The sequence below is a fragment of the Sphingomonas sp. UV9 genome, assembly GCF_004101245.1.
In the GTDB taxonomy this organism is placed as follows: domain Bacteria; phylum Pseudomonadota; class Alphaproteobacteria; order Sphingomonadales; family Sphingomonadaceae; genus Sphingomonas.
Genome location: NZ_SCIN01000002.1, coordinates 284247 through 302890, shown reverse-complemented (window position 1 = coordinate 302890; position 18644 = coordinate 284247). Strand labels below are relative to the sequence as shown.

Annotated in this window: 20 protein-coding genes; 15 read left to right on the top strand and 5 right to left on the bottom strand. The window is 66.6% G+C overall.

Going from position 1 to position 18644, the window contains the following annotated elements; genetic code table 11:
* Positions 1–25 precede the first annotated feature (25 nt).
* Genes EQZ23_RS07785 through EQZ23_RS07770 form a run of 4 tightly spaced genes read right to left on the bottom strand, consistent with a single transcriptional unit; the run spans position 26 to position 2766 of the window.
* The gene (locus tag EQZ23_RS07785; protein ID WP_128453902.1) at positions 26–1294 is read right to left on the bottom strand and encodes a flagellar hook protein FlgE; all 1269 of its coding nucleotides are present in this window, start codon (positions 1292–1294) and stop codon (positions 26–28) included.
* A 30-nt stretch (positions 1295–1324) separates the two neighbouring features.
* A complete protein-coding gene (locus tag EQZ23_RS07780; protein ID WP_128453901.1) occupies positions 1325–2011 on the bottom strand; it encodes a flagellar hook capping FlgD N-terminal domain-containing protein in 687 nt (228 codons plus the stop codon).
* 2 nt (positions 2012–2013) lie between these two features.
* Complete coding sequence (gene flgC / locus EQZ23_RS07775) at positions 2014–2424, bottom strand: flagellar basal body rod protein FlgC (RefSeq protein WP_128453900.1); 411 nt, start codon at positions 2422–2424, stop codon at positions 2014–2016.
* Between the two features lie 3 nt (positions 2425–2427).
* On the bottom strand, positions 2428–2766 hold the full coding sequence (locus EQZ23_RS07770) for a flagellar basal body protein (RefSeq protein ID WP_276318461.1): 339 nt from the start codon (positions 2764–2766) through the stop codon (positions 2428–2430).
* A 483-nt stretch (positions 2767–3249) separates the two neighbouring features.
* Between EQZ23_RS07770 and EQZ23_RS07765 the strand changes: the two genes are divergently transcribed.
* The 9 genes from EQZ23_RS07765 to EQZ23_RS07725 all read left to right on the top strand — a co-directional run bounded on the left by EQZ23_RS07765 (position 3250) and on the right by EQZ23_RS07725 (position 10692).
* Positions 3250–3924 carry a MotA/TolQ/ExbB proton channel family protein gene (locus EQZ23_RS07765; protein ID WP_128453898.1) on the top strand — a complete coding sequence of 225 codons (675 nt, stop codon included), beginning with the start codon at positions 3250–3252 and terminating at the stop codon, positions 3922–3924.
* Positions 3921–4457 (top strand): hypothetical protein, encoded by a 537-nt coding sequence (locus EQZ23_RS07760; protein WP_128453897.1) that lies wholly within the window; start codon positions 3921–3923, stop codon positions 4455–4457. Before EQZ23_RS07765 ends, EQZ23_RS07760 begins: the two co-directional genes overlap by 4 nt.
* Positions 4454–4960 carry a flagella basal body P-ring formation protein FlgA gene (locus EQZ23_RS07755; RefSeq protein WP_128453896.1) on the top strand — a complete coding sequence of 169 codons (507 nt, stop codon included), beginning with the start codon at positions 4454–4456 and terminating at the stop codon, positions 4958–4960. Before EQZ23_RS07760 ends, EQZ23_RS07755 begins: the two co-directional genes overlap by 4 nt.
* 99 nt (positions 4961–5059) lie before the next feature.
* Positions 5060–5365 carry a flagellar biosynthesis anti-sigma factor FlgM gene (gene flgM, locus EQZ23_RS07750; RefSeq protein WP_128453895.1) on the top strand — a complete coding sequence of 102 codons (306 nt, stop codon included), beginning with the start codon at positions 5060–5062 and terminating at the stop codon, positions 5363–5365.
* Positions 5352–5669 carry a flagellar protein FlgN gene (locus EQZ23_RS07745; protein WP_128453894.1) on the top strand — a complete coding sequence of 106 codons (318 nt, stop codon included), beginning with the start codon at positions 5352–5354 and terminating at the stop codon, positions 5667–5669. Before flgM ends, EQZ23_RS07745 begins: the two co-directional genes overlap by 14 nt.
* Before the next feature lie 187 nt (positions 5670–5856).
* Positions 5857–6702: a lytic transglycosylase domain-containing protein gene (locus EQZ23_RS07740; protein ID WP_128453893.1), complete on the top strand. Its 846-nt coding sequence runs from the start codon at positions 5857–5859 to the stop codon at positions 6700–6702.
* 3 nt (positions 6703–6705) lie between these two features.
* Entirely contained in the window at positions 6706–8766 is a 2061-nt protein-coding gene (gene flhA / locus EQZ23_RS07735; protein ID WP_128453892.1) for a flagellar biosynthesis protein FlhA, read from the top strand.
* Positions 8763–9527 carry a FliA/WhiG family RNA polymerase sigma factor gene (locus EQZ23_RS07730; protein WP_128453891.1) on the top strand — a complete coding sequence of 255 codons (765 nt, stop codon included), beginning with the start codon at positions 8763–8765 and terminating at the stop codon, positions 9525–9527. The genes flhA and EQZ23_RS07730 overlap by 4 nt, the downstream gene beginning before the upstream one ends.
* Before the next feature lie 109 nt (positions 9528–9636).
* Positions 9637–10692 carry a hypothetical protein gene (locus tag EQZ23_RS07725; protein ID WP_128453890.1) on the top strand — a complete coding sequence of 352 codons (1056 nt, stop codon included), beginning with the start codon at positions 9637–9639 and terminating at the stop codon, positions 10690–10692.
* Between the two features lie 289 nt (positions 10693–10981).
* On the opposite strand, the gene EQZ23_RS07720 is transcribed toward EQZ23_RS07725, so the two are convergent.
* Positions 10982–11866: a flagellin gene (locus tag EQZ23_RS07720; protein ID WP_128453889.1), complete on the bottom strand. Its 885-nt coding sequence runs from the start codon at positions 11864–11866 to the stop codon at positions 10982–10984.
* A 326-nt stretch (positions 11867–12192) separates the two neighbouring features.
* Between EQZ23_RS07720 and EQZ23_RS07715 the strand changes: the two genes are divergently transcribed.
* From EQZ23_RS07715 to EQZ23_RS07690, 6 genes are read left to right on the top strand one after another with little or no spacing between them, the layout of a single operon-like run.
* Positions 12193–13521 carry a sigma 54-interacting transcriptional regulator gene (locus EQZ23_RS07715; RefSeq protein WP_128453888.1) on the top strand — a complete coding sequence of 443 codons (1329 nt, stop codon included), beginning with the start codon at positions 12193–12195 and terminating at the stop codon, positions 13519–13521.
* Positions 13518–13880: a flagellar hook-basal body complex protein FliE gene (fliE, locus tag EQZ23_RS07710; RefSeq protein ID WP_128453887.1), complete on the top strand. Its 363-nt coding sequence runs from the start codon at positions 13518–13520 to the stop codon at positions 13878–13880. Before EQZ23_RS07715 ends, fliE begins: the two co-directional genes overlap by 4 nt.
* A 1-nt stretch (position 13881) precedes the next feature.
* Positions 13882–15564 carry a flagellar basal-body MS-ring/collar protein FliF gene (fliF, locus tag EQZ23_RS07705; RefSeq protein ID WP_128453886.1) on the top strand — a complete coding sequence of 561 codons (1683 nt, stop codon included), beginning with the start codon at positions 13882–13884 and terminating at the stop codon, positions 15562–15564.
* Entirely contained in the window at positions 15561–16571 is a 1011-nt protein-coding gene (gene fliG / locus EQZ23_RS07700) for a flagellar motor switch protein FliG (RefSeq protein WP_128453885.1), read from the top strand. Before fliF ends, fliG begins: the two co-directional genes overlap by 4 nt.
* On the top strand, positions 16564–17325 hold the full coding sequence (locus tag EQZ23_RS07695; protein WP_128453884.1) for a FliH/SctL family protein: 762 nt from the start codon (positions 16564–16566) through the stop codon (positions 17323–17325). The genes fliG and EQZ23_RS07695 overlap by 8 nt, the downstream gene beginning before the upstream one ends.
* On the top strand, positions 17319–18644 hold the full coding sequence (locus EQZ23_RS07690; protein ID WP_128453883.1) for a FliI/YscN family ATPase: 1326 nt from the start codon (positions 17319–17321) through the stop codon (positions 18642–18644). The genes EQZ23_RS07695 and EQZ23_RS07690 overlap by 7 nt, the downstream gene beginning before the upstream one ends.

Sequence of the window (18644 nt, the reverse complement as noted above, 5' to 3'; positions counted from 1 at the left end):
CAGGTTCCCCCCGCCCCGCTGTCGATCAGCTGCGGATGTTGAAGATGGTCTGCGAAATCTGGCTGGCGGTATCCAGCGCCTTCGAGTTCGCCTGGAAATTGCGCTGCGCCGCGATCAGGCTGACCAGTTCCTCGGTGATGTCGACGTTCGACCGCTCGATCGTCCCCGACATCAGATTGCCGAACCCGTTCGAGCCCGCCTCGCCAAGCTTTGCCGTGCCCGACACGCCGGTCGACGACCAATAGCTGTTGCCGAGCTGGCGCAGGCCCTCCGGGTTGGAGAAGTTGGCCAGCATCACCTGGCCTAGCGCCTGCGTGTCGCCGTTCGAGAAGCTCGCCTTGACGATGCCCTTCTCGTCGATCGTCACACCCTGGATCTGGCCGACCGCCTTGCCGTCCTGCGTCCGCTGGGAAACGGTGAAGGCGCTCGGCTTCTGCGTGGTGGCGTCGCCGAAGCTGAAGGCGATTTGCTGCGGGGTCGCCGAACCGGCGGTGGTGAACTCGTCATAGGCGATCGGTGCGGTCGGGTTGGTCAGCTTGCCGGTCCCGTCGAACGTCATCGTCGAACCCGCGACCCCGCCGCTCAACAGTTCCTTGTCGCCGACGAAACTGTGGACTTCCCACGTGCTCGGCGTGTTCGCGTCGGTCGATACCGAGGTGCGCTTGAAATAATTGGTCAGCGTCATCGCGTTGCCCGAGCTGTCATAGACCGTGGTCTGCGCCGACTGGTTGTAGCTCGACGGATCGAAGCGATCGAAGGCGGCCGTGGTCGGCACCTTCGAGCTGGCATTGAGGTTGACGCCCAGCGTGACCGCCTTGGTCGGTGCCGCAGTGCCGCTCGTCTCGGGCAGCTGCAGGCTGATCGCCGACTGGAGCCCGGTAGCAACGACGCTGCCCGATCCGTCGACCGGATATACCTGGAGATGGCTGCCGTTCGAATCGACGACGAAGCGGTCCGCATCGACCAGGAAGCCGCCGTTGCGCGTGAAGCTGACCTGCGACGAGCCGGTCTCGGGCTTCACCACGAAGAAGCCATCGCCCGACACGGCGAGGTCGAGCGCGTTCGCCGACTGGATCAGATTCCCTTGCGCGAACTGCTGGCGGTTGCCCTTGACCATGACGCCCGAGCCGACCTGCTGCGAAGGTGCGACCGACACGCTGGAGGCGATCACGTCGGCGAAATCGGTGCGGCTCTTCTTGAAGCCGTTGGTCGAGACGTTCGCCAGATTGTGCGAGATCGTCGACATCTCGGTCTGCGATGCCTGGAGACCGGAAAGCGAAGTGTAGAAGGACATGCGTTTAACTCCTTGAAATCGAGGGTGCGATCAGCCGATCTGGCGGACTGCGCTGACCGGCACTTCGCCGATCCCGGGAAGGGTGAGGATAGTGGTACCGGTGGTGGTCGAGACCGACTGGACGGGTGCCCAGACCAGCCCGGTCGCGGCGACCGAGGTGCCGTCATTCTGTGCGTTGACGCTGACCGTGAACGGGCCGCTGCCGGCGTCCGCACCGGTCGAATCCTTGCCGTCCCAGTCGTAGCCGACGGTGCCCTTGGCCTGCGCGCCGAGCGGCATGGTCTTGAGCGCGACGCCGTTCATGTCGCTGATCGTGACGTTGACGCCGGTCGCGGCACCGGCCAGCTCGACCGAGCCCGCGATCCCGCCGCCGGTACGCCCGTATGCGGTGCTGCCCTCGGTCAGGACGGTCTTGCCGACATACCCCATCGCATCGCTGGCGCTGGTCGCGCCGAGCTTGTCGGAGATCGCCTTCATCGTCGTGTTCATCTCGGAAATGCCGGCAAGGCTCGAGAACTGCGCCATCTGTGCGACCATCTGGGTGTTGTCGACCGGGTTGAACGGGTCCTGGTTCTGCATCTGCGCGGTCATCAGCTTCAGGAAGTCGTTCTGGTTCAGCGTTCCCGCGGCGGCAGCCGTGGTGGTCGTCGGCGCGGCGGCGGTCGACGCGCGCGTGATGCCGATATTGGAGAGCGTGGTATCGAACGAGGATGCCATGATCAGCGGCCTAGCTTGAGGGTATCGATGATGAGCGACTTTGCCGTGTTCATCACTTCGATGTTGTTCTGGTAGCTGCGCGCGGTCTCCATCATGTCGACCATCTCGCGGGTTTCATCGACCGCCGCCTCGAAGATGTTGCCATCCTTGTCGGCCATCGGATTGTCGGGATCGTAGCGCTTGGTCGGCGCTTCACCGGCGGTGACGACGCGTTCGACGTCGACCGTCGACATGCCGCTCGCGGCGTCGAAGCTGGTGCGGAACACCGGCTTCATCGTCTTGTAGGCGGCCTCGGCAGTCCCGGCAGTGCCACCGGCATTGGCGAGGTTCGACGCGGTCGTGTTCATCCGGACGAGCTGCGCGGACATCGCGCGGCCGGCGACCTGGAAGATCGTCATGGGCTGGTTGGCCATGGCTTAGTCGCCCTTCAATGCGCGAGTGATCTGGCCGATCCGCCCGTTCAGGAAGGACAGCGTCGTCTGGTACTGGACCGCATTCTCGGCGAACGCGGTCTGCTCCTGGCTCAGCTCGACGGTGTTGCCATCCATCGAGGTCTGCGTCGGGATCCGGTATTTGGTCGCCGCGGCGAGGCCGCCATCATGCTCCACCGAAGCGAGCGCCGCCTGGAAATCAATGTCGCGCGCCTTGAAGCCGGGCGTCGACGCGTTGGCGATGTTCGACGCCAGCACACCCATGCGCTGCGAGCGCACCTCGAGTGCCGCCCCATGAACTCCGAAAAGCGTGTCGCCTGACACAGACCCGTCTCCTGGCGCACCAATTGCGCAACCGTACATAAGCAATGGCCGTGCCAGTTTTGGCGTCGCGAGTGGAGGATACCGATTTGCCGGACAGCGGCAGGCGTGCGGCAAGACGAACGGCAACGGATTGCCGGTCCGGCAGGGGTAGCCGGCAATGCCGTTGCCGGGTTGGCTCGACCCGGGCGGGAAACCGAACTGCTCGCTCCCGCCCTCACTATGTTTCCCCGCGAAGGCGGGGATCCAGCCTGAGCTCCCGCCTTCGCGGGAGAACAAGGACGAGGCGTTGTCGCTGATTGTGTCCGCCACCCCGGCGAAGGCCGGAGCCCAATTGGAGACGTCGCAGTAACGCGCGCCGTCCTCCGTTGCCAACGGTCCCCAATTGGGCCCCGGCCTCCGCCGGGGTGGCGCATGTTGCGGCGGACATGCGCCACCCGCAGCTCCACACACGATCTGGCCCGCCCCTTGCATCGTCCCCCGCACATGATCACGCTCGCTCAACTCCTCGACCCAGCCGCGCTCGCCATCGTCGGTGGCGGCACCGCCCTCGCGGTCGTCCTGCGCACGCCGTTGCGCGATCTCGGCCGAGCGCTCGCCGCCATCACCACGCTCGGTCGCGGCCGCTTCGACGCCGATCCCCTGCTCCAGCAGATCACCGCGCTCGCCCGCATCGCCAAGCGCCACGGCGTGATGGCGCTCGATCGCTCCGTCATCACCGATGCCGACGTCGCTGCCGGAATCGCTGCGATCGTCGACGGCGCGTCGGCCACCAACGTCGCGACGCTCATCCAGCACCGCCGCCGCGCGCGGATAGAACGCCATGTCGCCGCCGCCGATGTCTGGTCGGGCGCCGCCGAAGCCGCCCCCGCGATGGGCATGGTCGGCACGCTGATCGGCCTCGCGCAGATGTTCGCGACTATGAGCGATCCGGGCGCGATCGGCGGCGCGATGGCGGTCGCCTTGCTCGCGACGCTGTACGGTGCGCTGTTCGCCAACCTCGTCTTCATGCCGATCGCCAACCGCCTCCGCGTGCAGGGCCGCAACGAGGCGTTCGAGCGCGCACGGATCGAAGCCCCGCTCGTCGCCCTCGCCGAGCGCGAGACACCGCGCGGCTACGTCGCACCGGTCTCGCCGCCCAGCCTGGCGACCGTCGCGTGAACGCGAGTGAATACCCCGACGCGCCGACCGGCAAGCCGCTCTGGCTGATCACGCTTGCCGATCTCGCGCTGTTGCTGGTCGGCTTCCTCGTGCTCCTGCAAGCCACGCAGCATATCGGTGGCAAAGACCTGGCGAAGGGCATCCGCGAAGGCTTCGGCGCGAACGATACCGAGCCGACCGCGATGCCCGTCGCCGCTGCCGGCATTCTCGATTTCGAGCCCGGATCGGCGATCCTGCCAACCACGCCCGGCGCGCTCGTCGCCTGGGCGCGCGAAGCGGCACGCGATCCCCGCGTGATGCTCACCGTCACAGGCTCCACCGACGGCACGCCCGCCGATATCGACCGCGTCACCAGCAGCGCCGCGATCCTCGCCGCCGATCGCGCGCGCACCGTCGCCGCCGCGCTTTCGGCGGTTGCGCCCGCCCGCGTTCAGATCGTCACCGCCACCAAACCCGGGCGCCGCGCCGCCATCGTCTCGGTCGCCTTTGTCGGCGAACCCCCAAGGGCCGAACCCCAGAGGACCCAGCCATGATTCTCTCGCTTCTTCTCGCCGCCGCGAGCTTCCAGGATACCGCCACGCTCGACGCCTCGGTCGCCGCATTCACCGGCCGCCCGACTGGCGCGGAGGGTGGTGCGCGCACGCCGATCGATGCGCGGCTGCGGCTAGCGACCTGCCCGACCGTGTCGCTGTCGTGGCGTACCGAGCAGCATGACGCGGTCGTCGTGTCGTGCGCCGGCCCGGCGTGGCGGATCTTCGTGCCCGTCATCCGCCCGGCCAACGCGCCCGCCGCGATCGCCACCGCGGTCGGGGGTTCGTTCGCGCCTGTCGTGAAAGCCCCGCCGGTCATCAAGCGCGGCGATCCGATCGTGATCGAAGCGGGCACCGAGGGCTTCTCGATCAGCCGCGAAGGCGTCGCGATGGGCGATGCCGCCCCCGGCGGACGCTTCATGGTCAAGGTCGACGCCACCCGCACGCCGGTCCAGGCGATCGCCGTCGAGGCTGGCCGCGCGACGCTGCCCGGTTGGTCGAACTAGGCCCGGTCGACCAAAAACCGTCAAACAGATTAATTTTGCTAAAGCTTTTTCCGGTGCGGCCGTTTCTCCTGATGTCAGCGCAAACCAAAGGATGCGGACATGGTGGACTCGATCGGCACGACGCCGTCAGTAGCAGGAGATCGGACCGTCACGCGCGTCGCCGCCGCGACGCCGACGACGGTCGTGCAGACGCCGGTACAGCCTCAGGCCCAGCCCCAGGCTTCGGTGCGCTCGGACTCGCTCGCGCTCGCCAAGACGATGGCCGCTGCGCCACCGATCAACGCGACGCGCGTCGCCGAGATCAAGAAGGCGATCGCCGCCGGCAATTTCCCCATTCTTCCCGCGACCATCGCCGATCGGCTGATGGCGCTCAGCCTGGCCTGGAATTCCAATGACAAGGCGTGATGCCCTGATCCGCGTGATCGACGCGCTGCATGCCGAGATCGCCGCGCTGAAGTCGAACGACGTCGCCAGCCTCGAGCGCGCGACCGCGGACAAGCTCGCCGGCATCGAACAGATCGCCACGCTCGGCACCGGCCCCGCCGGCACCGAGATCCGCGAGCTGGCGGACGAGGCGAACCGGCTCAACGAGACGTGCCGGATCTACACCAACCTGATGGCGGCAAATGTTCGCCGCCGCCTGCAAACGCTGACCGGCGACAGTGCCGTTGCCGGCTATCGGCCGGGTCTGCGCGCCGCCTACGCCTGAGCGTTGCGGACACGGCCCTCTAACTTCGTCATCCTCGCGCAGGCGGGGATCCATATCCTCCAGCGCCTGCGATCCTATCGCACGGCCAGCCAGTATGGGTTCCCGCCTTCGCGGGAATGACGATTGGTGGAAGAACTGGCACGACCCTTGCTGAGCAACCCCTGAATCAGGGGCACCGCACACGGGCATGACCGTCAATTCCATCACTACCGGCCGGATCCAGTCCGCGATCGCGCTTGCGAGCAGCAAGACGGGCGTGGATTTCGACTATCTGCTGGGTCAGGCGAAGCTCGAAAGCGGGCTCAACGCCAACGCCAAGGCCGGCACGTCGAGCGCGTCGGGCCTCTATCAGTTCATCGAGCAAAGCTGGCTGTCGGTCGTCAAGAAACATGGCGCCGAGCACGGCATGGCCTGGGCCGCGAACAGTATCGGCCAGTCGTCAAGCGGCCGCCTCTCGGTCGGCGACGCCGGCACCAAGGCGGCGATCCTCGCGCTGCGCAACGATCCGGGCGCCGCCTCGCTGATGGCCGCCGAATATGCCTCGGACAACAAGGCCTCGCTCGAAAGCACGCTGAACCGCCCGGCGTCGGGCACCGACCTGTACATGGCGCATTTCATGGGCCTGGGCGGCGCGACCAAGTTCCTCAAGACGATGCAGGCCAACCCGCAGGCGAGTGGTGCTGCACTGTTCCCCGCCGCCGCGCGCGCAAACCACAATGTCTTCTACGATTCGAACAACCAGCCGCGCACGCTGTCGGCGATCTACGACCGGTTCGCCGACAAGCTCGGCGGCGCGGCAGCGGGCGCGAGTTCGACCGCGAGCGCCACCAATTACGCCGCGCAGGCGCTCGACATGGACGGCAGCACGGTCATCACCGGCGCCAACGAAAGCGCCGACGACGCGCTCGCCTGGGCCACCACCGCGATGAACAAGTTCACCGGCAGGACGACGCAGACGGCGGTCAACGTCCTGCGCCCGACGCCCGATACCGCGCGGCTCGCCTACATGATGCTCGCACGGCTCGGCGGCTAAGCGATGAACCGCCTGCTCTCCAACGCTCGCGCGTCCGTGCTGCCGCTCGCGATCCTGATGCTCGTGCTCGTCATGGTCGTGCCGATCCCCGCGTTCATGCTGGACATCTTCTTCGTCGCCAACATCGCGATCAGCTTGGCCGTGCTGATGGTCGCGCTGAACGCGCAGAAGCCGCTCGATTTCTCCGCCTTCCCGACCGTGCTGCTGTTCGCCACGCTGTTCCGCCTCGGCCTCAACGTTGCCTCGACGCGCATCGTGCTCGTCCACGGCCACGAGGGCGAGGCCGCCGCGGGCCATGTCATCGAGGCGTTCGGCACGTTCCTGATCGGTGGCGATTACGTCGTCGGCATCTTCGTCTTCGCGATCCTGATGATCATCAACATGATCGTCGTCACCAAGGGTGCTGGGCGCGTCTCCGAAGTCAGCGCGCGCTTCACGCTCGATGCGCTCCCCGGCAAGCAGATGGCGATCGACGCCGATCTCAACGCGGGGCTCATCACCCCCGACGAGGCCAAGGCGCGCCGCGTCGAAGTCTCGACCGAGGCCGATTTCTACGGCTCGATGGACGGCTCGTCGAAGTTCGTGAAGGGCGACGCGGTCGCCGCCATGCTGATCCTCGCCGCCAACATCATCGGCGGCCTGATCCTCGGGCCGGTCAGCCATGGCATGTCGATCGCCGATGCCGCGCACAATTACATCCTGCTCGCGATCGGCGACGCGCTCGTCGCGCAGCTGCCATCGCTGATGCTGTCGATCGCCGCCGCCTCGATCGTCACGCGCGTCACCTCGGACAAGGATCTCGCCGGCCAGATCGGCGGCCAGTTCGGATCCCCGCGCACCTGGACGCCGGTCGCGGTCATCCTCGCGCTGCTCGGCATCCTGCCCGGCATGCCGCACATGGTGATCCTGCCCGCCGCCGCCATTGCCGGGTTCGCCGCGTGGAAGCTGCGCCAGATCGAGCGCCGCCCTGCCCCCGCCGTGGTCGTCCCCGTCGAGACGATCGACCAGTCGCGGATCGGCTGGGACGAGGTCACCGACGGCATGCAGGTCAATCTCGATATCGGCTACGGCCTGGTACCGCTCGCCGACGAGCGTCGCGGCTCGCCGCTGATGGGCCGCATCACCGGCGTGCGGCGTCAGTTGTCGAAGGAGCTGGGCTTCGTCGTGCCGCAGGTCCGCGTCCGCGACGACATCAATTTGGCGCCGTACGTCTACCGCATCCTCGTCAACGGCGTGGTTGTCGGCGAGGACACGGTGTCGCCCGACGAGATGCTCGCGCTCGACACCGGCCAGGCGTTTGGCGATCTGTACGGCAAGAAGGTGAAGGACCCGACCTTCGGGCTCGACGCGACCTGGGTCGATGCGAGCGACGCGGATGCCGCGACCGGTGCTGGGTATCTCGTGGTCGATCCCGGCACGGTGATGGCGACGCATCTGAACCACCTGCTCGGCCAGAACGCGTCCGAGCTGCTCGGGCAGGACGAAGTGCAGGCGCTGCTCGACGGCTTGAAGGAGCGCGCCGCACAGCTGGTGGCAGCACTCGCACCGCTGCCGATCACGACGCTGACGCAGGTCCTGAAAGGCCTGCTCGCGGAGAACGTCCCGCTCAAGGAATTCCGTCGCATCGCCGGCGCGATCGCGGTCGCGGCGCAGCGCACGCAGGATGCCGAGGAGATCATCGAGACGATCCGCCCCGAGCTCGGCGCGCTCATCATCCAGAAACTGTGCGGCGTGCGCGAACCGCTGCGCGTCATGACGTTGGAGGGTCAATTGGAAGGTCTGCTCGGCCAGGCGATGCGCGCCGATCAATCGCGCCGCCACGTCATCGAACCCGATCTCGGCCGCCGCATCGTCGAGGCGCTGCAACGCGCCGCCGAGCCGCTGATCGCCGAGGCGAAACCGTTCGCGCTGGTCGTCCAGCCGACCATCCGCATCGCGATCCGCAAGCTGGTGAAGACCTGCCTGCCCGACACGCCGGTGCTCTCGTTCTTCGAAGTGCCCGAGGAGAAGGCCGTCGAGGTCGTCGCGGTCATCGGCGCGTCGCAACAGGCGCTCGCGGCATGAGCGCGCTCCCGATGCGCGGCGCCTTCGCCGATGCCCAGCCTTTTACAGGCCAGCCCCTCACCTATCGCCCGCATCAACGCCCCGGCGGCGACGCGGACCAGCTCGTCAAACAGCACCTCCCGCTCGTCCGCCGGATCGCGTGGCACGTCCATGGCAGCATGAGCAGCAGCGTCGAGGTCGAGGATCTGATCCAGGTCGGCCTGGTCGCGCTGGTCGAGGCCGCGGCGAATTTCGACGAACGCGGGCTTCCGTTCAAGACCTACCTGATCACGCGTTTGCGCGGCAGCATGATCGACGAACTCCGCCGCCAGGCCACGAGCACGCGCGGCGCGATGCGTCGCCGCCGCCAGTACGCCGAGGCGATCTCGACGCTCACCGCCCGCACGGGGAAAGCCCCAGGGGAAGACATGATCGCAGAGCATATCGGCGTGACGATCGAAAAACTCCGCACCGACTACGTCACCGCCGACGCGCTCCGCTTCGACTCGATCGACGAGATGTACGCGGACGACCTGCCGTGGTTCGCCGACGACACGCCCGACGCGTTCGAGCAGCTCGCTGACAGCGACATGCGCGAAGCCCTGATCGCCGCGATCACCGCGCTACCGGAACGCGAAGCGCAGGTGATCCAGCTTTATTATGTCGAGGAATTGAACCTGGAGGAGATCGGCGAAGTCTTCGGCGTAGGGTCCGCGCGGGTCTGCCAGATAAAAGCGTCGGCGCATGCCAAGTTGAAGAAGGCCCTGGCGCGACAGATCTGACCGAAAGCCTGTCCGCGACTGAAGTGATGCCTCCAATACGGAGGCAGCTTCTGTAGACCAGGCACTCTCCGCGGAACATCTTGCTCTCCGAGCTATCCGGGGGGCGACCATGATGACGATCAAATTCATCGCAGCAACCGCACTGACGCTGATGACCGCGTTATCGCCCGAACGAGCGACCGCGCAAATGCGGACCTCCAAGCAGCTCGCCGACCAGTGGCGCGACGCCCGTCGTACCGAACTCCTCGAGCAACGCGAACAGGCACGGGCCGAGCTGTCCAAGCGTGAAGCCTTGCTCTCCTCGGAACTGAAAGCGCTGGATTGGGACTCTACTCCCGACAGCATCGCTGCAACGGCTCAATCTGATACCGTTTCGAACGAGACAGACACGACCACTTTGGTTGCCTTGGTGTCAGCGCCTAATGGCTCCAGCCAAACTGCGACGAGCACTGGTACTGAGGTTTTTCAGCCCCAATCCGGCAAACGCGTCTTGCCAGTCCCTGTCGCAACGGACTTAACCACTGAGGGACCTGCTGCATTGCCTTGGGGGAAAGCCATACCCGCTACCGGTTCCGTTCAGGTAGCCGCAGCTCCGGTCGCCCTAGACCCCGTAGTCGCCTCAGCGCTGACGGCGGCATTAGCGCCACCCAAGCAGACGTTTGGGGGATTGGACCTGGGGGCAGGTCTCTCTTTCACCTTGGATCTGGGCAAGCTGAACCGGATCAGTCGAGCATCGGCTGTGAACGGAATCGTACGATCCGACGATCAGGATAATGGCCGCGCAAGGATCATGCTTGAGTCGCACTATTTCTTCACGCCGTGCACATGGAATTTTCTTGGGTTGAAAAATCCCTGCAAAGCCAAAGACGGATGGCAGGTTGCAGATCCCAAAGAGGCTCGCTGGGGTCTGGGGCCGTTCATCGCCGTGCAACCGGGGTCGGACAACATCATCGATGCAATCGGCATGGGCATAATGGTCGGCGCACGGCGAGAGCAGAGCGCGCAGAGCTTCAACTTGGGCATAGGAATCGTGTTCGATCCCAATACCCGGGTGCTCGGCGACGGTATCATCGAGAACCAGCCCCTACCAATCGGTGAAATCGAAGTCCGGTATCGCGAGACTCTTCAAACCGGGATACTTGTCTTGACGTCGTTCTCCTTTTAGCCGCTCCTGGCGACCCGTTTTCATGCACTAGAGCGATGTAACTGAAGATGCGGCGGGAAGTACTCCGTCCCCTACCGGGGTCGCGAAGTGGATATTCATATGCTCGTCGCCTCGATATGATCGGACCCGAACCATATTGGCAGAAAGTACAGAGCAGCCGGCCAGACACGCGAAAACCCCGGTAGCTTTCGCCACCGAGGTTTTCTCCGCCCCCAGCTTCGTCGAAGCAAGGCGGATCCGATCGGCACCGACACCCTTTGGGGGGGGGCGGTGCCGGTGCCGGTCCGGATTACTGGAGCAGCTTGAGGACGCTCTGCTGGCTCTGGTTGGCCTGGCTCAGCATCGCAGTCGATGCCTGGCTCAGTATCTGGGCCTTGGCGAGTGCGGTAGTCTCGGCCGAGAAATCGGTGTCTTCGATACGGCTCTTGGCGTCCGACAGGTTGGTCGAGTTCGAGGTCAGGTTGTTGACCGCCGACTGGAGCTGGTTCTGCGACGCGCCGAGCGAGGCACGACGGTTCGAGACCAGCGAGATCGCGTTGTCGTAATCGCCAAGGATGCCGTTTGCGCTGACCGCAGTGTAGCCGGTTGCGCTGGCGTCGGCTGCCTTGTCGCTCAGAACGATGCTGCCAAGGCCGCCTGCGGGCACGCCAGCCGTTTCGGTGCTGACCGCAGACAGGTCGCCACCGAGATCAAGATCGATCGCGTCGCTCTTGTTCGCCCCGGCCTGGATCGTCACGACGCCGTTCGTGCCTGCGCTGCCCTTGAACAGTTCCACGCCATTGAACTTGGTGTTCGTCAGGACGTTCGTGATCTGCTTGGCGAGCGCGTCCTGCTCTGCCTTGATGTTGAGCTGGTCACTGGCCGAATAGGTGCCGTTGCCCTTCTGAACTTCGAGTTCACGCATGCGCTGCAGGTTGTTGGTGACCTCGTCGAGCGCGCCCTCGGCGGTCTGCGCCATCGAGATGCCGTCGTTGGCGTTGCGGATGCCCTGGTTCATGCCCTTGATCTGCGACGTCATCGATGCGGAGATGGCGAGGCCGGCAGCGTTGTCCTTGGCCGAGTTGATGCTCTTGCCGGTCGACAGGCGCTCCATCGAGGTGGCGAGCATGTTCGAGGCCGAGGTCGATGCGTTCTGCGCGCGCAGCGCCGAGATGTTGGTACCGATGACAGTCATTGCGAAATCTCCGTATATGTTCCGACGATCCGCGCCGCCCCCATGGCGAAAACCCCGTGCCGTCGAGATGAGTAACGGCCGCCTTCCCGACGACTTAAGAGAAAAAATTGCCCCTCGGGCCCGGGCTCGCACGCTGGCTCGCACGCTGGCTCGCACGCTGGCTCGCACGCTGGCTCGCACAGGGGCGTACGCGCGGTCGTGCACGGGCAAGCGCACCGCGTGTGTCCGCGCGGACGCGCCCGGACAAAATTTGCCGGCGAACGGCAGCGTTTAACCACAAGTTTACCAACCTGGGTGCACTTCTCGAATCGTCCAGGGGGAACACCATGCGTTCGATTTTTCCGTCAGCCGCAGTCACTTCGCGGAAATATGCGCTCGTCTCGTCGCTTCGTGCGCAGGGGTTCGGCGTAGGCTCGTTCGAGACCGCACAACCGGGTGCGAACGACCTGTTCCTGGTCGCGGACGGCGAGGGCATCACCGCCCCCGCCCGCACCGTCGTGATCGGCTGCGAAGGTCGCGAAGTGACCCCGTCGCGTGACGGTGCGCCGGCGCGGATCAGCTTCGCCGCAGAGGATACCGCGGTCGGCAACGGCTTCGCCCGCGCGCTGATCGGTGGCCCGGAGATGCCGACCGCCGCCGACCCGGAATCGCTCGCGCTGCTCGCGCTCGCGGAGCGCGTCGCCGCCGCCGACATCACCGTGCTGATCAACGGACCGACCGGCACCGGCAAGGAAGTCCTCGCGCGCGCCATCCACAACGGCTCTGCCCGCAAGGACAAGCCGTTCATCGCGATCAATTGCGCGGCCCTCCCCGAATCGATGCTCGAAGCGCTGCTGTTCGGTCACCAGAAGGGTGCGTTCACCGGCGCGTCGTCGGGCGGCGACGGGTTCTTCCGCGCAGCAAACGGCGGCACGATCTTGCTCGACGAAATCGCCGAGATGCCGCTCCAGTTGCAGGCGAAACTGCTCCGCGTCTTGCAGGAGCGCGAGGTCGTGCCGCTCGGCGCCTCGGTGCCGCAGTCGATCGACGTCCGCGTGATCGCGTGTGCCAACCGCGATCTTCACGCCGAAGTCGCCGCCGGCCGGTTCCGCGCCGATCTCTATTACCGCCTCGCCGTGTTCCCGCTCGCGACCAAGTCGCTCGCCGAACGCCCGCAGGACATTCCCGCGCTCGCCGCGACGCTGATCCTGCGGCATGCCGGCAACCGCAACGTCATACCGTGGCCGAGCCACGCTGCGATCGAACAGCTCATGCTGCACGGCTGGCCGGGCAACGTCCGCGAGCTGGAGAACGTGATCCAGCGCGCGCTGCTGTTCTGCGGCGGCGACACGATCGAGGCGAGCCACGTCGTGTTCGATCGCCCCGTGTCGATGACGTTCCAGCGTAGCGCACCCGTCACGCAGATCGCGGCTGCAGCGCCGTCCGGGCCGGAAACGCCCCCCGAGACCTTGGGCAACATCGTCCAGATGAGCGAGTTCGCCGCGATCCGCGAGACGCTCAAGGCTTGCAACGGCAGCCGGATCGAGACCGCGAAACGCCTCGGCATCTCCGAACGCACGCTTCGCTATCGCCTTGCCAAGGCACGCGAGCAGGGTGACGACATCGGCAATGCTCAGAACTGGGGCAGCGTCCATAACTGGGCGGCCTCGGCATGAGCGGCGTCAGTGGAATCGGCGGCGGCGCGATGAGCGTCGACCGCGTCATGGCGCTGCGCTCGCAGATCCTCGAACGCAATCAGGCGCTCTCGCGCGCTGGCGCTACGGGGAATGTTACACCGACCGAGACGGCCAAGCCGACCAGCTTTGCCGACACGATGGAAACCGCGCTGAAGAGCGTCAACGACGGCCAGACCCAGGCCGCCAAGCTCAGCGAAAGCTATGAGCGCGGCGAGACGGTCGACATCGCCAAGGTGATGCTTGCCCGCCAGCAGGCGTCGGTCGGGTTCGAGGCGACGTTGCAGGTCCGCAACAAGCTGCTGTCCGCCTACAAGGATATCATGAGCATGCCGGTCTGACATGAGCACCGCACTCATCCCCGCTTCGCCCGGCCCCGGTTCATCGGGCGCCGAACGGTTCGCCAACCCCCTTCAACAGATCAAGAGCGTCATGGCGCAGCCGGCGGTACGCCGATCGCTGCCGATGGCGCTGATGGTCGGTCTTATCGCCGCCGCCGCGCTTGCGTGGATGAGCCTGTCGACGCCGACGCAGAAGACGCTGTTCAGCGGCCTGCCCGATTCGGACAAGGCCGCGGTCACGTCCGCGCTGACGACGGCGAACATCAAGAGCCATATCGACGAGGGCACCGGCGCGCTGACCGTCGGCGAGGACGACTACAGCCGCGCGAAGATGCTGCTCGCGGGCCAGGGCCTGCCGAAGGCAGCGCCCGGTGGCTATGCGATCCTGGACCAGCTGCCGATGGGCGTTTCGCGGGCGGTCGAAGGCGAACGCTTGCGTCAGGCGCGCGAATCCGAAATGGCGAAGTCGATCGAGGAGATCGACGCGGTCGCCGAAGCGCGCGTGCATCTCGCGATGCCCGAAGCGTCGGTGTTCGTCCGCGACAACGCGGCGCCATCGGCTTCGGTGATCCTGAAGTTGCAGGGCGGTCGATCGCTGAGCGATGCACAGGTCAGCTCGATCATCAATCTCGTCGCCTCGTCGGTGCCGGGGATGAAGCCCGAAGCCGTGACGATCGTCGACCAGATGGGCGCTTTGCTCACCAAGGCCGGCGGCAATGACGGTGCCGGCGCAGCGAGCGACGCGCGGATCGATATCCAGCGTCGGATCGAGGACAAATATCGTACCCAGCTGATCGCGCTGCTCACGCCGCTGGTCGGCGCCGGTAATTTCACCGCCGAGGTGCAGGCCGACGTCAATCTCGACGAAAGCCAGGCGACCCGCGAGAGCTATGAAAAACAGGGCGTGCTGCGCGCCGAGGCGGGCAACTGGACCGGCAACCAGAAGGACGGGGCCGGCAGTGCTCCAGGTGGCATCCCCGGTGCGCTGAGCAACACCCCGCCCGCCGCCAGCACGCTGTCGACGCCGCAGGCCGCCAATGGTGCATCGGGCAGCCCGGCACAGCCTGTCGCCGGTGGCGCCGCGCCCGACGCGATGAAGCAGTCGGACCAGTATCAGCGTGCCTACGACCTCGGCCGCGAAGTGTCGGTGACGCGCGCCACGCCGGGTGGGGTCAAGCGCCTCTCGGTCGCCGTTCTCCTGCGCGATCCCGAAAAGGGCCGTCGCACCGCGATGGAGATCAACCAGATCAGCGATCTCGTGAAGAGCGCGGTCGGCTTCGACCCGGCGCGCAACGACAACGTCACCGTCATCAGCCGCAAGTTCGCTGGCGTCAGCGATGCCGCCGCTGGCCCTGCCTGGTACGACAATGCCTGGCTGCCGGTACTCGCACGCAACGGCACCGCGATCGTGATCGCGCTGCTGGTGCTGCTGCTCGGCGTCCGCCCGATCGCCAAGGCGCTGATGAAGAAGCGCGACGAAGCGACCTCGCGGCCTGCGCTGGGCCAGCCGATCGGCGGGACCAATCCCGACGGCATGGAAGTCGCTGCCCCGGTGAGCCTCGACCAGCTCGAGAACACGCGCGGCTATGACGACCGGATCGGCGCGGTGCGCGGCTTCACCCGCGACAACCCGACGCGCGCAGCTCTGGCCGTGCGTGACATGATCAAGGCGGACGCGAAGTGACCGACGCCGTCCTGCGCACCTATACCGGCGTCGAACGCGCCGCGGTCCTGATGATGCTGGTCGGCGAGGAGGAGGCCGCCGCCATCCTCCAGAAGCTCGAACCCGAGGAAGTCCGCCAGCTCGGCGCGGCGATGTTCAAGGTCGCCGACGTTTCCGAGCAGGAGGTCGAGGACGTGCTCGACGATTTCGTCGGCCGCGCCCGCGAGCGGACCGCGATCGGTTTCGATCCGCGTCCGAAGATCGAGGCGGTGATGAACCGCGCGCTCGGCCGCGAGAAGGCGGAAAGCGTGCTCGCGCGGATCACCCCGGCCGAGGCGGTGTGCGAACTCGAACTGCTCGACTGGCTCGACGCGCCCGAGATCGCCGCGATGATCGAGAAGGAGCATCCGCAGATCGCCGCGGTGCTGATCGCCAATCTCGACGCATCGATCGGTGGCCAGGTCCTCGAACTGCTGCCCGACGCCATCCAGCCAGACATCCTCCACCGCATCGCCCGGCTCGGGCCGATCACGCCCGAGGCGGTCGAGACGTTGAAGACCGTGCTCGCCAACCGGACCAGCACCAGCTCGGCCGGTGCGGGCGTCACGCTCGGCGGTACGCGCGAAGCCGCCAAGATCCTGTCCGGCGCGCGCAAAGCGACTGAGCAGCGCGTCATGCCCAAGCTGTTCAAGATCGACCGCGACGTCGCCAAGGCGATCGAAGAGGCGATGTTCATCTTCGACAACCTCCTCGACCTCGACGACAAGAATCTGGGTACGCTGATCCGCAACGTCGACAGCGAGATCCTGACCAAGTCGTTGAAGGGCGTCGACGAGACGATCCGCAACCGCTTCCTCGGCTGCATGTCGGCGCGCGCCGCCGACGGCATCCGCGACGAGATGGAGGCACGCGGGCCGATGAAGCTCGCCGAAGTGCTCGAAGCGCAAAAGGCGATGATCGCGATCGCGCGCGGCCTCGCCAAGGACGGCACGATCCAGATGGGCGGAAGCGAGGACGATTATGTCTAACGGGTTCACCGCGGGCTTCGCATCGCGCCACACGACCACCGCCAACGTTCTCGCCAGTGCGTTCGCGCCGCCGACGGGTTTCGCCGCGGCGGATATCCGCGAGCGTGCGACCATTCGGCCTGCGAATGATTTCGGGCAGGGTTTCACCGCGGAACCCATGCGCGACATCTCGGGCGATACCAACGCCCCGCGCCATTTCAGCCCTGCCGACAAGGACGTGAACCCGACCGCGGGCTGGGATCCGCTCGATCCGGTCAGCGAATCGGCGTTCATCGATCCGCTCGCCGCCGCGCATGCCGCGGGCTATGAGGAAGGGCTCGCCGCCGCCGCGAATGCCGCGCGGGAAGCCGCAGAGCGCGACACCGCGTTGCTCGGCGATCTCGCCACCGCGCTCGGCGCCGACCGGGTCGACCGCGAGCGGATCGCCGGACAGCTCCGACAGACCGTGCTGTTCCTCGTCTCGAAGCTGGTCGGCGAAGTCGGCATCGCGCCCGACGTGCTCGCCGGCCGGGTCGAAAGCGCCGCCGAACTGCTCGCCGACGCCGCCGAATCCGCGTTGCTCCGCGTCCATCCCGACGACGTCGCGCTGCTCGAAGGCCGCCTGCCGAAATCGATCTTCGCGGCAGGCGATCCGGGCATCGCGCGCGGCAGCTTCGTGCTCGAAAGTGCCTCGACGATCGTCGAGGACGGCCCCGAACTCTGGCTCGACCAGTTGGCGCACGCGATCGACCAGGTGCCGGTGCCCAAATGCTGAACCGCTTCACCGCCGATTATCTCGAAACCCTCTCCAACGCCGATTTCGTCGCCAAGCCAAAGGTCTCCGGCCGTCTCGCCTCGTTCGACGGCCTGCTCATGGAAGCGGTCGGGCTGACCTTGCCCGTCGGTACGGTCTGCCAGGTCGGTGAGGGCGCAGCGAGCGTCGAGGCCGAGGTCATTGGCTTCCGCAACGGCCGCACGTTGATGATGAACCTCGGCGGCGCCGCCGCGCTCCTTCCGCGCGCGCCGGTCAAGCCGATCGGGGCGCCGGGCGAGGCGGAAGTCGGTGCGGCGCTGCTCGGCCGCGTCGTCGACGGTGCCGGCAAGCCGATCGATGGGCTCGGTCCGATCCGCGGCGCTGGGCGCTGGCCGCTGGCGGGCAAACTCCAGTCGCCGCTCGATCGTGGCCGGGTGCGCGAACCGCTCGATGTCGGCGTGCGCGCGATCAACGGGCTGCTCACGATCGGCCAGGGCCAGCGGGTTGGCATCATGGCGGGCTCGGGCGTCGGCAAGTCGGTGCTGCTCGGCATGATCGTCCGCGCCGCGCAGGCCGACGTGATCGTCATCGGCCTGATCGGCGAGCGTTCGCGCGAGGTCGCAGACTTTCTCGAGACCAAGGTCGCCGGCGCCGCTCGGAAGCGTTCGGTGGTCGTCGCCGTCCCTGCCAACCATTCGCCGGTCCTGCGCATCCGCGGCGCGCTCCGGGCACATGCGATCGCAGAATCCTTCCGTGACGAGGGCAAGAAGGTCCTTCTCATCATGGATTCGCTAACCCGCGTCGCACACGCCGGTCGCGAGATCGGCCTGGCACTTGGAGAACCCGCCTCCGCGCGCGGCTACCCGCCGTCCGCCATCGCGATGCTGCCGAACCTGATCGAGCGCGCCGGCGTCGACGTCCACACCGGCGGCTCGATCACCGCAATCTACACGGTGCTGGCGGACGGCGACGACGGCAATGACCCGGTGGTCGATTCGGCGCGCTCGATCCTCGACGGCCACATCGTCCTCAACCGCCAGCTCGCCGAACGCGGCGTGTACCCGGCGATCGACATCGGCCCCTCGGTCAGCCGCGTGATGACCGATATCGTCGGCGCCCCGCACGCAACGGCCGCGCGGACGCTCCGCCGCCACCTCGCCACCTATGAGGAAAACCGCGATCTCGTGCTGATGGGCGCGTACCGCCACGGTGCCGACCCGGCGATCGACGCGGCGATCGCGTGCCATCCGGCCGTCATGGAATATATCCGCCAGGACGCCGACGAGACCGTCTCGCTCGCCGATGCCGTGGCCGAACTGACCGGCGTGTTCGGCGGCTGA

Excerpts from the sequence above, each read along its gene's own strand:
- EQZ23_RS07715 (WP_128453888.1), top strand. The coding sequence starts at position 12,193 with ATGCGTTCGATTTTTCCGTCAGCCGCAGTCACTTCGCGGAAATATGCG.
- EQZ23_RS07785 (WP_128453902.1), bottom strand. The coding sequence starts at position 1,294 with ATGTCCTTCTACACTTCGCTTTCCGGTCTCCAGGCATCGCAGACCGAG.
- EQZ23_RS07720 (WP_128453889.1), bottom strand. The coding sequence starts at position 11,866 with ATGACTGTCATCGGTACCAACATCTCGGCGCTGCGCGCGCAGAACGCA.
- flgM (WP_128453895.1), top strand. The coding sequence starts at position 5,060 with ATGGTGGACTCGATCGGCACGACGCCGTCAGTAGCAGGAGATCGGACC.
- EQZ23_RS07725 (WP_128453890.1), top strand. The coding sequence starts at position 9,637 with ATGATGACGATCAAATTCATCGCAGCAACCGCACTGACGCTGATGACC.
- EQZ23_RS07780 (WP_128453901.1), bottom strand. The coding sequence starts at position 2,011 with ATGGCATCCTCGTTCGATACCACGCTCTCCAATATCGGCATCACGCGC.
- EQZ23_RS07740 (WP_128453893.1), top strand. The coding sequence starts at position 5,857 with ATGACCGTCAATTCCATCACTACCGGCCGGATCCAGTCCGCGATCGCG.
- fliE (WP_128453887.1), top strand. The coding sequence starts at position 13,518 with ATGAGCGGCGTCAGTGGAATCGGCGGCGGCGCGATGAGCGTCGACCGC.
- EQZ23_RS07690 (WP_128453883.1), top strand. The coding sequence starts at position 17,319 with ATGCTGAACCGCTTCACCGCCGATTATCTCGAAACCCTCTCCAACGCC.
- fliF (WP_128453886.1), top strand. The coding sequence starts at position 13,882 with ATGAGCACCGCACTCATCCCCGCTTCGCCCGGCCCCGGTTCATCGGGC.
- EQZ23_RS07745 (WP_128453894.1), top strand. The coding sequence starts at position 5,352 with ATGACAAGGCGTGATGCCCTGATCCGCGTGATCGACGCGCTGCATGCC.
- EQZ23_RS07695 (WP_128453884.1), top strand. The coding sequence starts at position 16,564 with ATGTCTAACGGGTTCACCGCGGGCTTCGCATCGCGCCACACGACCACC.
- flhA (WP_128453892.1), top strand. The coding sequence starts at position 6,706 with ATGAACCGCCTGCTCTCCAACGCTCGCGCGTCCGTGCTGCCGCTCGCG.
- EQZ23_RS07765 (WP_128453898.1), top strand. The coding sequence starts at position 3,250 with ATGATCACGCTCGCTCAACTCCTCGACCCAGCCGCGCTCGCCATCGTC.
- EQZ23_RS07755 (WP_128453896.1), top strand. The coding sequence starts at position 4,454 with ATGATTCTCTCGCTTCTTCTCGCCGCCGCGAGCTTCCAGGATACCGCC.
- EQZ23_RS07730 (WP_128453891.1), top strand. The coding sequence starts at position 8,763 with ATGAGCGCGCTCCCGATGCGCGGCGCCTTCGCCGATGCCCAGCCTTTT.
- flgC (WP_128453900.1), bottom strand. The coding sequence starts at position 2,424 with ATGGCCAACCAGCCCATGACGATCTTCCAGGTCGCCGGCCGCGCGATG.